This window comes from Parapedobacter lycopersici, assembly GCF_040395035.1.
GTDB lineage: Bacteria > Bacteroidota > Bacteroidia > Sphingobacteriales > Sphingobacteriaceae > Parapedobacter > Parapedobacter lycopersici_A.
This window is the reverse complement of record NZ_JBEBRB010000034.1, coordinates 13390-27152: the sequence shown is the minus strand read 5'-3', so window position 1 is coordinate 27152 and position 13763 is coordinate 13390. Positions and strand designations below refer to the sequence as shown.

Here is a 13763-nt window from a genome sequence, read left to right as displayed (position 1 = left end):
ATTCAATCCCCAGTTCCTTTAGCCGGGCTTCCGGATTTTGTGCCTGTAAACTAAATGGACAGCAAACCGACATAAAAAAAGCAAAGACGATGACAGGTATAAATTTCATATTTAATTGATTTGGTGATAGTAATAGTAATTTAAAAGCCTCGTTATGATTATCGCTCAAAAGGAAACAGCGGTTTTCGCCGGTGGCGGAAAGTGAACCGGGTCATATCAGCCTGGGTAACACCCGGCGTATTAACCTGGATAATAGTCGGACATACCGGTGCATAAGCCGCAATGGGTGCATTGACACCTTTTGCAACCACGGCATCAACAGCTTTCGGGTCGATGCCGAATGCGGTCAATTGCCTCAGGCTAAACGGTGGAACCCGCAGCGAAGTCAACATAATCACGCCTCCGGCATCGGTTGTCACAATCGCCGTTTTTCCCATTTTATAATTAACCTGTCCGCCGTGCCGCGGCCGATCTTCCTGAAAATTCCCGTCATTGACCTGCAGCAAACGTACCTCCAAGGTGTATTGCTTTTCCCCTTCCGGGCCAATGCCGTCGATGAGCAGGTGAAAACGATCGCCGGGCTGGTGTTTGGATGCGTCTGCAGCAGCCTGTGAATCACAAATGCAGACGAAATAGCGATATCGCTGTGCTGCTTCCAGCGCTTCCAGCAGGCAACAGTTGTTCCCTGGGCTACCCCCACCGATATTATCGCCCATATCCAGCAGTAACACCGGCTTTTCGCGATGCTCAATCAACGCGATCGATTCCGCCACACTGTTTTTCCGACCCACAAAACTTTCCCGATGCGCCACAATATAGGCTTCCAGCTTTTCCGCTGTTACCCGGGCCAGTTTCGGATCACCGTCGGAAACCACAATGACCGACGTGCCCATTTCATCAACATCCGCATAGGGAAAACCCAGTTGGATGCTGATCGACAGTATACCTTCCCGCTGTTCCAGTTCCCTGGCATAGGCATACAGGCTTTTGCAGGGCTCCTGTTCGGTAAATTGCTGTTCAATGCTGATGGCAACAGGTACCTGTACCAGTTGTTGCGAAAGGTTGGCTTTCCCCTGCAATAAATGAACAAGCAGTGTGGCTGCCTCCTTTCCACGCTGGCGTTGGTCAACGTGCGGGTTTTGTTTATAAGACACCAGCGCATCGGTTGATGCAACCATAAGCGGACTCACATTCGCATGGAGATCCAGTGTACCCACGATGGGGACACCGGGCCCGACCTTTTCCCGCAATTTACCCAGCCAATGACCGTCCATATCCGCAACAGCCTCACTCACTCCCGCACCGTGAGGTACCACCAGGAATGCATCCACCGGTGACACTCGATCGACCTCCTCCATCATATCATCCAGCAGGGTCTGGTAAGCTTCCGCCGTAATCGTGCCGCCAGGGGTCGCTTCAGCGTAAAACAGGGGAATGACCGTAATCTGATGCTGATCCAGCACCTCCAGCATCCCACCGATTTCATGGTGCGCGTCCCGGTATTCCCTTCGGATGTCATCCCCTTTTAAATAACGCCCGTTCCGGAAGTTATCCAATGTGGTGGGACGGTCGACAAACGTATTGGATTCGTGGTATATGCCTAATAGCGCAACTTTTAAAGCCATGGCTTATTTGATTTACACAACTATTTATGTTACAATTCTTTATTTTCTTTATGTCGGATTGCTTTGGATCCTGCATTACTCCAATGCGAAGCAATGATGGATGCCGTAAAGCCCATAATCGGACCGCAGACTGCAGATGCCAGTCCAACCGTCGCAATTTTTCCCATGGTCTTCGCGATTCCGGAAACAAGTCCCGCATTCTGCATGCCCGTAGCAATGGCAATTGTGCGGCAGTCCCGTTCATCCATCTTGAACAGACGGGCCATCCAGTAACCGAAGAAGTAGCCCAATAGGTTATGGGCCAACACCATAAACAATAAAAGAAAGCCGATATTTAACAGGCTTTCCCGGCCCGCCGCGATGATAATCGCAACAATCAGCGCAACCCCCGCCATCGAAACTTTGGGCATGGCTGCATCCAGCCAGGTGGCACGGCCGCTCAGGAAATGATTGAAGAGTAGTCCCACGCCGATTGGAATGAGTACAATCTGTGCCATATCCCACATCATGGCCAACACGGCTATTTCCACAAAGTCGCCGGCAAATAATTTCATCAACAGCGGAAGTAAAAGGGGTGCCAGCAATGTTGTCAATGAGGTAACGGTAATGGCCAGTGCTACATTCGCTTTTGCCAGGTAGGAAAATAAACTTGCGGTAACCGATGTCGGGGCGCAGCCCAGCAAAATCAGTCCGGCTGAAATCTCTGGCGGAAAATTACTGATTAACGCCAATGCATAAGCCAGTGCCGGCATAATCGTAAACTGCGCCAGTACACCGATGAATACCGCACGCGGGCGTTTAGCCAGCTCGATAAAATCCTTCAATCCCATGGAAGATCCCATCCCGAACATAATGACCTGCACCAAGGGGGTGATCAGTATGGCGAGTTCAAATCCTCCGATTTCAACGAATAAATGGGGATAATACATCGCCGTGGTAACCACAGCGAGGATCAGGATGGTAAAAGAAAGGCCTTTCACGGGCGGAAAACCTTTGACCGCAAAGGACAGTCCGAGAAAAAAAGCAATTAAAAACGGGCCGGCGCTATGCATGTAGCCTGCTGCCGCCATCGTAATCGCAATTATCAGGCAAGCAATAGCCAACCCGAGCAGTGTTTTATAGTGACGCTTACTCATTTCATAAATTAGGTTATGTTAATAGGACCGTGATCAATTCAATTGTACTATATCGACCGTAACTCTTCACTAATCCGCTGGGCTACAATTCGCTCCTGGCCGGGCTTCAACATAAAAACTGTTAACTCAATGCCGTCATTCTCGCCATTTCTCACTTCGATGGAGGGACTTCCATCCCTTAATCGCTGACGAAGGTCGTTGCCGGAAATATTAATCCTGTCTTTGGCCCAATAGATATTGAGGGTCGGCGTGTGGTTTGCGACAGGCGGTACAAACACGGTTGTCATCACCCCATCTACGCCTTTAGCCGTCTTTTCGATTAAAGCAACCTGATCTTCCCACAGTCGCCATTCCTTTTCGTGATCCAGATTGATATACCTTTCAACGGTCACGTACATACCCAGTATCTCTTCCTTATTTACCTTCTGCCCCCGCGCAATGCCGCTCCTTGGAGGCGCGTTTAAACGCGCCGCAGCGATAAGATTCCGCTTCCCCATCAGAATACCCGCACTTTGGGGGCCGCGCATGGCCTTCCCTCCTGAAATGGCAACGAGGTCGAACCCCATGTCATTGTACTTCCACAGGTTTTCAACGGGAGGCACGTCAGATGCGATATCAATCATCGTCGGAATCCCATGCTTCCGGGCAATTTCAATCCATTCCTCGTGCTGAATCGCTCCAGACGGCGCTTCCCGGTTCAGAAACCACATCATGGCGGTATCTTCATCGATGGCATTTTCCACTTCCCTTCTGGTTTCGGCCATCACAAAGGAAACGCCGGCATTGCTCAGCGCCAGGTGGTAACCCGTTGCATGGCTTTTTTGGAGAATCACCTTGGATTTCATACCTGTACCCGGCAAAAAAGGCAATTGAGCTACTTTCTTCATGTCCATTCCCGTTAACACGCCCGCCATGCCGAGTACCAGGGCCGACCAGCAACCAGCGGTCACCATAGCGGCCTCCGCGTGGCACAGTTCGGCTATTTTTTCGCCGACTTTATCCTGGACATCGTCAAGCATCACGTATTCGCCGGCGCCCGTTGTAATGGCTTCAAGCACCTCTTCCGGCATCAACGAAGCCGACATCGACGTATAAACGCCCGCCGCATTGATAAACGTGCGGAGCCCTAATTCTTTAAAGAGGTTCCGCTTGTCCGGCACCGGAGATTCAGTCAGCAAAGCGGTCGGGGCTACGCTCCCCGACAAGGGCAAAACAGCCAATGTTTTTAGTACTTCTCTGCGTTTCATCATTCGTTAGGTATATGAGTTAGTAGATGACATCCAATTCCACTCAGTTCGATCGTCGTTTTATTTAAAAACCGGTATTGGATATGCGTAATTTCGGCGATCACTGCGAGTAGCTGTTCCAGCGACTGGCTTTTGAAAAACGTCGCACTGAAACGGCACGTCTTTATTGCCTCGTTGGCAAAAATGAAGGTTACGCCGAAACGGTCCTGCAGTTCATCGCTTACGCTTTTCAGGGTTACATTATCAAGAAAGACATCATTATGTTTCCATGCTGTGGCCTGCTTCGCATCAACCTGCCTCTTTATGACAGGGCGGCCACGCTGATAGACGATCTGTTCACCCGGATCGAGCACATCAAACCTCCGCGAGCCATCCCCCACCTTCACTTTTCCTTTGGTGACAGTCACCGTTACCATACCGGTTTCCCGGCTCGTCTTTACGCTGAAAGCCGTGCCAAGTACCGTAGTACGCAATTTGCCTGTATACACAATGAAAGGCCGGGATGCATTATGGGTTACCTCAAAAAAGGCCTCGCCTTCCGTCAGGTATACTTCACGTACGTTACCGGCACGGAATGTATCGCTGATTTCCAGTGTACTGCGTTGGTTCAATACCACTGAACTTCCATCAGGCAACGTAATGAACCGCAGTTCCTTATCGGTCGATTGCACGCCCCCGCCTGTTGTGGTACGCATCGGCTCATGGCCGGACAGCCCATATTTCCGACCATAAAAAAACAAAAAGGAACTGATGATGAGGATGGCGGCCGCTACACTGATCCAGTTCCGCCTGGCAACCGGAGCGGCCGATCGGCTGTTATCTGCGGCAGTCACAATATCGTTAAACATCGTCGCTTTCTTTTTGGCACTTAGCGAGGCAAACGTAAACGGCGATTCCCACAGGCTGTCCATGTGATCCCTGACAATCTCCCTGTATTCTTCCTGCCTGACCATCGACAGGAATTCCCCAACCTCTTCCGGCGTGGCCGTTTCGTTGATGTACCGTTGAAAAAGATAATTAAACCGATGTGTAGACATATTGGCCAGTTCGTTGGGCTTAAATGCATGAACATTTATTGTGCCCGCTGTAATAAGAGACAATCGGCAGGAAAAAGGGGGTTAGTTGTATGGGAAATATTTTAACGGAACCGGCTGAATACCCTCCGCATATTACAATAATAAACCGTAGTTAAGCACGTTGCGAAGTGTACTGATCGCTTTTTTTAAATGGGATTTCACCGTGTTTTTAGACAAACTTAAATTGACGGCTATTTCGTCGTATTTCAGCCCTTCTTCCCTACTTAACAGGTAAATCAGCCGCTGCTGTGGCGGAAGCCGGTCTACCGTCTGGTGCAAAAGCTGTTTATAATCGTTGTAGATCACTGTTTCCTCCGTCGATTCCACATGCCGGGTATTCGTCTGGCTCAGCTCCCTGATGATCCGGAGTTCATGTTCGGCACGCTTGATGACATTCAACGACTGATTCCGTACGATCGAATATAAATAAGCATCAAAACGCGCGATGGTAAGCAGCTTATGGTGATTCAGCCAGATTTTCAGAAATACATTCATCACGATTTCTTCGGCTATTTCCTCGCTTTTGACAATTTTACAGGCATATCCGCACAACCTGTCGACATAATGATCAAATAGCTTGCGGAAGGCTATTTCGTCATTTTCTTCAACAATTAACCGTAAAAGTTCCGGCTCATTATATAAACGAGGGTGCTTCAACGAATCTAGCGATTAAAATTGGCATCAATGGCACGCGGTCCATTGCATGGTAAATATATAAATTTTTTTAAATAAATATGATTTCTATACCTACGGGCAACCTGATCGCTGTGTGTGATTTAGTAGTTTATGCGCTGGAGATACGCTTAATCCAGTTTGCCGCATCCCATGTAGGTCACGTCCTTATAACTGAAATAAATTTCGTGTGTAGGGTTTGGCGTTTCCGTAATATCAAGCTGGCAGCCACCGCCGGAAGATTGCCTGATAATTCCGAAGATATGCCCGCCCCGAAAGGCGTAGGTTTCGGTATGCGTCTGCTTTTTGGAAAGAAATAATGTGTCCTGTACCGTATCGTTTACGATGTTCAGGATAATCACATTGTCCCTGACTTCCATGTCCCAGAACGGTTCAGTGCCTTCAAAGTGACCACTGATCGGATGCCTGTCTTCCCTGTGTTGCTGGATCGTAGCGGGCTGTGCAAGCGCCATGTAAACGGCAGAAAGCGACAGGCACGCGGTCAGTGATTTAAATTTCATATCGGCAATAAATTAGCTATTGGTTCCCCCGTCAGCCATTCTGCTTGCGCCGGATTAATTTTCTCGCGGGCTTCCGCAATTCCAAACCATTCGGCCCGGTCAATTTCAGGGAATGTCTGCAATTTGCCCGACCGGGGTGGCCAGGGTATCGTAAATGTATTGCTCCGGATCGCCAGCGGGTCGATGTCTCCCTCCAATGCCCATGCGTGAACACGTTTTCCACCCTTTTGCCTTATCGACGGGAGGCGGATAAACGTCCCATCTACGGAAAAACCGGTCTCTTCCAAAAACTCGCGCTTCGCAGCTTCCAATGCATCTTCTGATGGGGAAAATTCGCCCTTGGGTATGGTCCAGCTGCCCGAATCCTTCCGTACAAAATACGGGCCTCCCGGATGTACCAGCAAAACCTGTATACCGGGACTCCGGCGGAATAAGAGGATTCCAGCGCTTTCCTTTGCCATTACGGATTCATTATGGCCAGCGAACGAATTTATATCGCCCAGGCCTTGTCGCCCTTTTTGTACGGAAAATCTCCGTCATACCTGCCGGGGACCTGCACATAGCGCAGCGCCTTGGTAGCGCCCAGTTCAGAGGTAAAATAGCCAAGCAACGTCAGTTGTTTAACCAAATGGAAATAATGGTTAGGATCGTTCTCGGTTTTCTTTGCCTGATATGCTTTCGCTTCCTTGTCCGCCGCGATCAGCAATTCCGTCCGTTCATCGGCGGTCAATTCCTGAAATTTACGGCCGAACTGGTCGTTAGATGCCTTATCCAGCTGCCGGAGTCCATCCAGGAATACCTGTTGGTCCTCCGGGGTATAGCAATCACGGACCATGACGGGGATAAATGATCCTACGCCGGCTTCTTTAGCACCAGGACTTCCCGTCGGCGGCAATATCGTGTCGGCGATATTACCCAGTAAATCGACGGTGTCCGGTTCAAACAGGCTTTCCACGCTGCCCGTAGCCTTACGGGTACATCCTTCCAAAAATAGGTTGGCCCCGATGACGGTTCCACCCATAATCCAGGCAACCCTGGTCAATGCTTCTCTTCTGTTCATTTTATTGTGTTTTAGCGAGCAACTGCCGGCCGTTGGCTGAAAAATGCATAGCCAAAGATCCCTGGCCAATCGTCCATACTACAAATTTCCCTTTTTTAACTCCCCGACTGCAAAATCCACCGCGCGGGCGGTAAGTGCCATGTAAGTCAACGACGGGTTCACACAGCTTGCCGATGTCATGCAAGCACCATCTGTGACAAAGACATTCATGGCATCCCATACCTGATTATTGCCGTTCAGCACCGATGTCTTCGGATCTAGCCCCATCCGGGCGGTTCCCATCTCATGGATCCCCTGGCCAAACCCGTAGCCGCTATCAAAGGTATAGACATCCTTTACCCCAGCGGCTTCCAGCATCTCCTTACCGTCTTCCATCATATCTTTCCGCATCTTCAGCTCATTTTCCTTGATTTCCATATCCATGGCCAGCACGGGGAGCCCCCATTTATCCTTTACCTCCTTGTCGAGGAATATCCGGTTTTCGTGATACGGCAATATCTCGCCAAATGCAGTAAAGCCCACCGACCATTCGCCGGGTTCGCAAAGGGCATCTTTCCATTCGCCACCGATACTCAGTTCAGCAATTTCCCCGCTCCATCGCCCCCGGCTGGCGGCACCCTGGTAGCCGAACCCGCGAATGTAATCCCGCTTATCATCGCCAACATTGCGGAACCGCGGTATATACAGCCCGCCCGGTCGCCGACCGTAATAATATTTGTCTTCGTAACCTTCAATGCGGCCACCGGCGCCACAGCGAAAATGATGGTCCATCGCATTGTGACCAAGTTCGCCGCTGCTACTGCCCAGTCCACCCTCCCAGACATCCGTAGCCGAGTTCATCAATACCCAGGTCGAATTGAATGCGGATGCACACACGAAAACAATCTTGGCAAAAAATTCATACGTTTGGTTCGTTTCAGCATCCAGTACCTCCACCCCTTTCGCTTTCTTGGTATCCTTATCGTAAAGAATCTGGGTAACGATGGAAAAAGGACGCAGCGTCAGGTTACCTGTAGCCACGGCAGCGGGCAATGTAGACGACTGCGTACTAAAATACGCTCCGAAATTGCAACCCAGCCAACATTGGTTCTGAAACTGGCAATTGACACGTCCCTGATGGGGAACGGATATATTTGCCACCCGGGCGTTAATCAGCGGACGTTTACCTTTATAATGCGCTTTCATGCGTGCGGCGAGGTCCTTTTCCACCACATTCATGGGTATCGGCGGCAGAAAATCACCGTCGGGCAAAACGTCCAGGCCATCGCGATTCCCGCTGATGCCCGCCCAGTTTTCCGCGTAACTGTACCAGGGAGCTATATCCCGGTACCGGATCGGCCAGTCCACCGCAATCCCGTCTTTGAGGTTTGCCCCGAAATCCAGGTCGCTATGCCGGTAGCTCTGCCGTCCCCAGGTGAGGGAGCGTCCGCCCACCTGATAGCCACGGTACCAGTCGAACCGCTTGACTTCCACATACGGGCTTTCCTTTTCGTTTACCCAAAAATCAAGGTTCTTTTCGTTGAGCGGATAGTCTCGGCTGAGTACGGGATATTCCTCGATCATCTGCTGCGTCCGCCCACCACGATGCGGGAATTCCCAGGGATGCTTTGTAGCGCTCACGTAATCCTTCACGTGCTCCACATTCCGTCCACGCTCCAGCATGATGGTTTTTAGTCCCTTTTGGGTGAGTTCCTTAGCGGCCCACCCACCGCTTATACCCGACCCGATCACAATCGCATCATACACATTAGCTGCCATAGTCGTTTTATTTTGTTGTTTAGCCTTTCATTTTTTACGTCACGATCCAGCCTTTTATTGCCCAGTAGCCTGTGGTTCTTTTTTTTCATTTTTGAAAAACAGCATGAAAAGGAACAGCACCACGGCGGCAATGCCCGCCGGAACCAGCCACACATTCTGCCAGAACGGATCGTTTGTCGGGTTGTTCTTGTAATGTTCACTCACGAACCCAGCCACCCAGAATCCGATCAGCTGCCCCACGCCATACGTAGCCAATGTAATCAGTCCCTGAGCCGAGCTTTTATACCGCTCACCGGCCTTGGCATCCGTATAAATCTGCCCGGACACGAAGAAAAAGTCATAGCATATGCCGTGCAGCGCAATGCCGAGGATCAGCATGTATGCCAGTTCCCCGGCATTGCCGTAAGCAAACAGCAGGTAACGGACAGCCCAGGCGAGCATGCCAACCATAATCGTCTGCTTAAATCCGAAACGCGAGAAGAAGACCGGCAGCAACAGCAGGAAAAAAGCTTCCGAGAACTGCCCGATCGTCATTTTGCCCGTGGGATTTTCCAGGCCGATCTCCGTCAGGAACAGGTTCGCATTCTGGTAATAAAACGCCAGCGGGATACAGATCAGCACAGAGGAAACAAAAAACACCAGAAAATTTTTATTGCTGAGCAGCCGGATGGCATCCAGGCCCAGGATTTCGGATACGCTGCGTTTTCCCGTGGTTTCACTTTTTATCGGCGGCGTCTTCGGCAGCGTAAAGCTAAACAGTCCGAGCACCAGGGACGCTATTGCGGCCATCATAAATGTATTGCGCAGCAGCCCTTCACCTTCATCCCATTTAAACACGTAGCTGATCGCCAGTCCGGCTACGATCCACCCAATGGTTCCCCAGACACGTATGGCAGAAAATTCCTTTTCCGGATTTTTCAGCTGCCGGAACGACACCGAGTTAGCGAGTGAGAGCGTGGGCATGTATAAAATCATATACGCCAATACATAAGGATAGAATACCCCTACGTTCGGCGCATTATACAGCTGATACATCAGGAAAGCTCCAACGAGGTGCAAAACCCCCAGGATCCGTTCGGCGTTGAAATACTTGTCGGCAATGAGGCCGATAATAAACGGAGCAATGATCGCTCCCCACGACTGGGTGGAAAACACATTGGCCATTTCCAGTCCGGTCGCCCCCAGGTTCTGGCTCAGGAAGGTCCCGAGGGTAACGAACCACGTTCCCCAGATAAAAAACTCGAGGAACATCATGGACGACAGTTTGATTCTTATGCTTGTATTCATATGATCTGCGATTGAAGTTTATAATTTTGTATAGCTAATATGGGATATATTCGGGATTACCGCAACATTTTTAACGGTTCAACCCAAAAAATCATCCACCTCGCGATAGGCGGCAATCAGTTTTTCCTCACCTTCCCGGCCGGCTGTTGATTTTCCATGCTCCATGCCCACCACACCCCGGTAGCCTTTGTTATAAATATGCCTGAATAGGTTCCTGTAGTTAATCTCGCCGGTAGTCGGTTCCTTCCGGCCCGGATTGTCCCCCACCTGAAAATAGGCGATTTCATCCCAGCAACGGTCGATATTCGCCAGGAGGTCGCCTTCATTCCGCTGCATATGGTATACGTCATACAATATTTTACACGACGGACTATTCACCCCCTTACAGATCAGGTATGTCTGGGAAGAAGTACGCAAAAAGAGATCCGGTGTATCACTCAGCGGCTCCAGCACCATCACGATTCCATGGGGTTCGAGGATTTCCGCCCCGCGCCTCAAGGCTTCGATAACATTTGCCGTCTGGATATCCATGGGCAGGCGCCGTTCAAAATCGCCCGGTACCACGGTCGTGAATTTACCGCCTGATCGCTTGGCCAGTTCTACGGCCTGCCTGCAACCCTTCAGAAAAATATCCACATGCTCCGGCTTACCTGCCGCCAGCGTATTGGCCCCGTTACCGCCTTTATCCAATACGAATACTCCCATCGCCATCCCCAGTTTGGCAAGCGTAGCGCCGATGCGTTCCTGCTCGACGACCGGCCGGCTCGAAAAACCGTTGTCTTCGATGCTCCGGAATCCCCGGTCATAGGCAAACTGGATCTCGTCAATGATGTTCTTCCCCGCATGGTGTTCAAACAAACCCTGGTGCGGTCCGTAATTGAGGGTAAACGGTTTGCCTTCCTGCCTGCTACTGCCCGCCATGGCGGTCCACGTGCCGCCGGCAATGGTTCCTGTGGCCAATAGGCTCTTCCGGATAAATTGACTTCTTTTCATCGGTATATCGTTTATAATTGCTGTTCTGATATTCAAAGATGACTGATCAGCCGGCCAAATCCCGAACTCATGGTGTCCCGGGTTACCCCATGATCGTCGCGGTAAATCAGGTATACTTCCACATTTACCGTCCGGTTAGCCAAGGCTACCGCGGTTTCCGGCGGCATGGCAATGAAAACGTTGTCATAGCCATCGGCAGTCATCGCATCCGGTGCATATACGGTGGCGCTGATGACACCGGTATGAAACGGATAGCCTGTCTCCGGATTAATGTGATGTGAAATCCGCCGTTCGCCGTCCATAACAAATTTCCGGTAATTTCCGGCCGTGGTAACGGCCCCGTTCCGCAGCTCGAGCACTTCGCTGATCACCGGGTATTGGGTACCATCCTTCGGCGGCCGTTCTATTCCAATGCGTATGGGTGTCCCATCGGGCTTCGGTCCGCATACGCGCAATTCACCGCCCAGTTCCACCAGGTAGTGGCCAATCCCTTTGCTTTCCAGCATGCCCGCCAGTACGTCCACGCTGTAGCCCTGTGCAATACCGTTCAGGTCGAGCTGCACGCACGGCTGCATTTTCTTCAGCTGCGAGCCCCGGATTCGTATCCGGTCCATCCCCACACAGGCGCGGGCCCGGCGTACCGCTGCGCTGTCGGGCAGGTGATTCATCCGTTCGGTACCGAACCCCCACAGCCGGACGAGCGGCGCTACGGTCACATCGAAAAGGCCGCCGCTACGACGGTAGATTTCAAACGACTTCCGCACCACCCTCCCGAAATGGGGATCTACCCGAAAGGTGCCTTCGCCGTTATTTATTTTGTTGATCAGGGAATATGGTTTATACAGTGACATGGAACTGTCGATCATTGCCAATACCTGCTCCACTTCTTCCCGCGAAACCAGGCTGTCCTGTGCATAGTACGTAATTGTATAAGTTGTCCCCTGCGCATAACCATGGATAGTGTACGCATGCCACACCCCATCCGCTTTCATCGCGCACAACAGGATGATCAACGGGAATGCCCAGGGAAACAGGTTACGCATCGTCACAGATTCAGGTTATAAAACCACCGTTTTGCCCGGAACGGCATATGGGTAAAGTCCCTGCGCGTCGGGCAGTACCTTGGGCATGGCATCCCAGGCGAGCCGTTCGGGCATCAGGTCGACATTGGACTGGAGGGCCTCCTCCCACTTGATTACCTGTCCCGAATAGGTAGCCAGCCGGCCGATGATACCCGTCAGTGTACTATAGGCCCCATTTTCCGCATCGGCAAACCGATATTCGCCTTTACCTACCGCGTCAAAGAACTCCACGTGCTCGTGATCGTATGGATTGGGGTTCCCACGCCGGGGATGATTATAAAGCTCATTTCCCTTGCTGTCCCAAAGCACAGCCTGGTTACCGCCCGCATTGAAGAATACCCGTCCCCGGGTACCCTGAAACGTTTCATCCACCCGGTTCGAAGTGCCCTCAAAGTGCCGGCATTGGCTGTAAATAACCGAACCATCGGCGTAGGTAAGTTCCACGGCATGGTTATCGTAAATTTCACCGTAGTCAACTCCGGTCCGCCATGCCCTGCTTCCCGTACCCTGTATGGAAACCGGATAACTGCCTTTTACCCAGTTCGCCACATCAATATTATGCACATGCTGTTCCACAATGTGATCGCCGCAGAGCCAGTTAAAATAATACCAGTTGCGCAGTTGGTACTCCATCTCGGTCTGTTCCGGCTTCCGGGGATGTACCCATACCCCGCCGCTGTTCCAATACACCTGGCCAGATACGATATCACCAATGGCGCCATCCTGTATGCGTTTCATGCCTTCCCGGTAGCTCGCCTGGTAATGACGCTGAAGCCCGACCACCACATTCAGTTTCCTGCGCTTGGCTTCCTCTGCGGCCGCCAGTACCCGCCGTACACCGGGCACGTCCACGGCCACAGGCTTTTCCATAAAAATGTGCTTCCCCGCACGCACAGCCTCCTCAAAATGCGTCGGCCGGAAACCGGGCGGTGTGGCGAGGATGACAACGTCGGCCAGCGGTATGGCCTGCCGGTATGCATCGAACCCAATGAATTTCCGCTCTTCCGGGATATCAATCTTTTTCGCATGGCGTTCGGCCAGCTTCGTATATGCCTCATCGAGCCGGTCGCGGAATGTGTCGGCCAACGCAATGATTTTGATATTGGCATCGGTACTGAGCGCATTGAATGCTGCACCCGTGCCACGACCACCACAGCCGATAACGGCCACCTTAATGGTATCATCCCCCCCGGCATAGGCCCCGGCAAGGGGAATGCCGCTGAGCATCGTCCCTCCCGCCAGTAACGCGGAAGTTTTTAAAAATTCGCGGCGCTGTTTGTCATTTCTGCTTTTATTCATCATGGAA

At 51.3% G+C, this 13763-nt stretch carries 13 protein-coding genes; all 13 read right to left on the bottom strand.

The window, feature by feature from the left end:
- Positions 1-158: 158 nt before the first annotated feature.
- The 13 genes from ABWO75_RS08610 to ABWO75_RS08550 all read right to left on the bottom strand — a co-directional run bounded on the left by ABWO75_RS08610 (position 159) and on the right by ABWO75_RS08550 (position 13759).
- Positions 159-1625 (bottom strand): M81 family metallopeptidase, encoded by a 1467-nt coding sequence (locus ABWO75_RS08610; protein ID WP_353184577.1) that lies wholly within the window; start codon positions 1623-1625, stop codon positions 159-161.
- Positions 1626-1654: 29 nt separating this feature from the next.
- On the bottom strand, positions 1655-2761 hold the full coding sequence (locus tag ABWO75_RS08605) for a bile acid:sodium symporter family protein (protein ID WP_353184575.1): 1107 nt from the start codon (positions 2759-2761) through the stop codon (positions 1655-1657).
- 47 nt (positions 2762-2808) lie between these two features.
- A complete protein-coding gene (locus tag ABWO75_RS08600) occupies positions 2809-4011 on the bottom strand; it encodes an aminotransferase class V-fold PLP-dependent enzyme (protein WP_353184573.1) in 1203 nt (400 codons plus the stop codon).
- Positions 4008-5045 carry a FecR family protein gene (locus tag ABWO75_RS08595; protein ID WP_353184571.1) on the bottom strand — a complete coding sequence of 346 codons (1038 nt, stop codon included), beginning with the start codon at positions 5043-5045 and terminating at the stop codon, positions 4008-4010. The genes ABWO75_RS08600 and ABWO75_RS08595 overlap by 4 nt, the downstream gene beginning before the upstream one ends.
- Before the next feature lie 132 nt (positions 5046-5177).
- The gene (locus ABWO75_RS08590) at positions 5178-5741 is read right to left on the bottom strand and encodes an RNA polymerase sigma-70 factor (RefSeq protein ID WP_353184569.1); all 564 of its coding nucleotides are present in this window, start codon (positions 5739-5741) and stop codon (positions 5178-5180) included.
- A 146-nt stretch (positions 5742-5887) separates the two neighbouring features.
- Positions 5888-6277, bottom strand: coding sequence for a hypothetical protein (locus tag ABWO75_RS08585; protein ID WP_353184567.1), 390 nt, complete (start codon positions 6275-6277; stop codon positions 5888-5890).
- The gene (locus tag ABWO75_RS08580) at positions 6274-6738 is read right to left on the bottom strand and encodes an NUDIX hydrolase (protein WP_353184565.1); all 465 of its coding nucleotides are present in this window, start codon (positions 6736-6738) and stop codon (positions 6274-6276) included. Before ABWO75_RS08580 ends, ABWO75_RS08585 begins: the two co-directional genes overlap by 4 nt.
- Positions 6739-6767: 29 nt before the next feature.
- Entirely contained in the window at positions 6768-7337 is a 570-nt protein-coding gene (locus ABWO75_RS08575; protein WP_353184563.1) for a gluconate 2-dehydrogenase subunit 3 family protein, read from the bottom strand.
- Between the two features lie 78 nt (positions 7338-7415).
- The gene (locus ABWO75_RS08570) at positions 7416-9095 is read right to left on the bottom strand and encodes a GMC oxidoreductase (protein WP_353184561.1); all 1680 of its coding nucleotides are present in this window, start codon (positions 9093-9095) and stop codon (positions 7416-7418) included.
- A gap of 54 nt (positions 9096-9149) precedes the next feature.
- Positions 9150-10382, bottom strand: coding sequence for a nucleoside permease (locus ABWO75_RS08565; RefSeq protein WP_353184559.1), 1233 nt, complete (start codon positions 10380-10382; stop codon positions 9150-9152).
- A gap of 78 nt (positions 10383-10460) precedes the next feature.
- A complete protein-coding gene (locus tag ABWO75_RS08560) occupies positions 10461-11375 on the bottom strand; it encodes a hydroxypyruvate isomerase family protein (RefSeq protein ID WP_353184557.1) in 915 nt (304 codons plus the stop codon).
- A 32-nt stretch (positions 11376-11407) separates the two neighbouring features.
- Positions 11408-12418, bottom strand: a complete 1011-nt coding sequence (locus tag ABWO75_RS08555; protein WP_353184555.1) for an FAD:protein FMN transferase — start codon at positions 12416-12418, stop codon at positions 11408-11410.
- Positions 12419-12433: 15 nt separating this feature from the next.
- Complete coding sequence (locus ABWO75_RS08550; RefSeq protein ID WP_353184553.1) at positions 12434-13759, bottom strand: Gfo/Idh/MocA family protein; 1326 nt, start codon at positions 13757-13759, stop codon at positions 12434-12436.
- Positions 13760-13763 lie beyond the last annotated feature (4 nt).

Bases quoted from the DNA above. Each gene is read 5' to 3' on its own strand.
- ABWO75_RS08560 (WP_353184557.1), bottom strand. From the start codon at position 11,375: ATGAAAAGAAGTCAATTTATCCGGAAGAGCCTATTGGCCACAGGAACC.
- ABWO75_RS08605 (WP_353184575.1), bottom strand. From the start codon at position 2,761: ATGAGTAAGCGTCACTATAAAACACTGCTCGGGTTGGCTATTGCTTGC.
- ABWO75_RS08600 (WP_353184573.1), bottom strand. From the start codon at position 4,011: ATGATGAAACGCAGAGAAGTACTAAAAACATTGGCTGTTTTGCCCTTG.
- ABWO75_RS08595 (WP_353184571.1), bottom strand. From the start codon at position 5,045: ATGTCTACACATCGGTTTAATTATCTTTTTCAACGGTACATCAACGAA.
- ABWO75_RS08585 (WP_353184567.1), bottom strand. From the start codon at position 6,277: ATGAAATTTAAATCACTGACCGCGTGCCTGTCGCTTTCTGCCGTTTAC.
- ABWO75_RS08610 (WP_353184577.1), bottom strand. From the start codon at position 1,625: ATGGCTTTAAAAGTTGCGCTATTAGGCATATACCACGAATCCAATACG.
- ABWO75_RS08565 (WP_353184559.1), bottom strand. From the start codon at position 10,382: ATGAATACAAGCATAAGAATCAAACTGTCGTCCATGATGTTCCTCGAG.
- ABWO75_RS08575 (WP_353184563.1), bottom strand. From the start codon at position 7,337: ATGAACAGAAGAGAAGCATTGACCAGGGTTGCCTGGATTATGGGTGGA.
- ABWO75_RS08580 (WP_353184565.1), bottom strand. From the start codon at position 6,738: ATGGCAAAGGAAAGCGCTGGAATCCTCTTATTCCGCCGGAGTCCCGGT.
- ABWO75_RS08570 (WP_353184561.1), bottom strand. From the start codon at position 9,095: ATGGCAGCTAATGTGTATGATGCGATTGTGATCGGGTCGGGTATAAGC.
- ABWO75_RS08555 (WP_353184555.1), bottom strand. From the start codon at position 12,418: ATGCGTAACCTGTTTCCCTGGGCATTCCCGTTGATCATCCTGTTGTGC.
- ABWO75_RS08550 (WP_353184553.1), bottom strand. From the start codon at position 13,759: ATGATGAATAAAAGCAGAAATGACAAACAGCGCCGCGAATTTTTAAAA.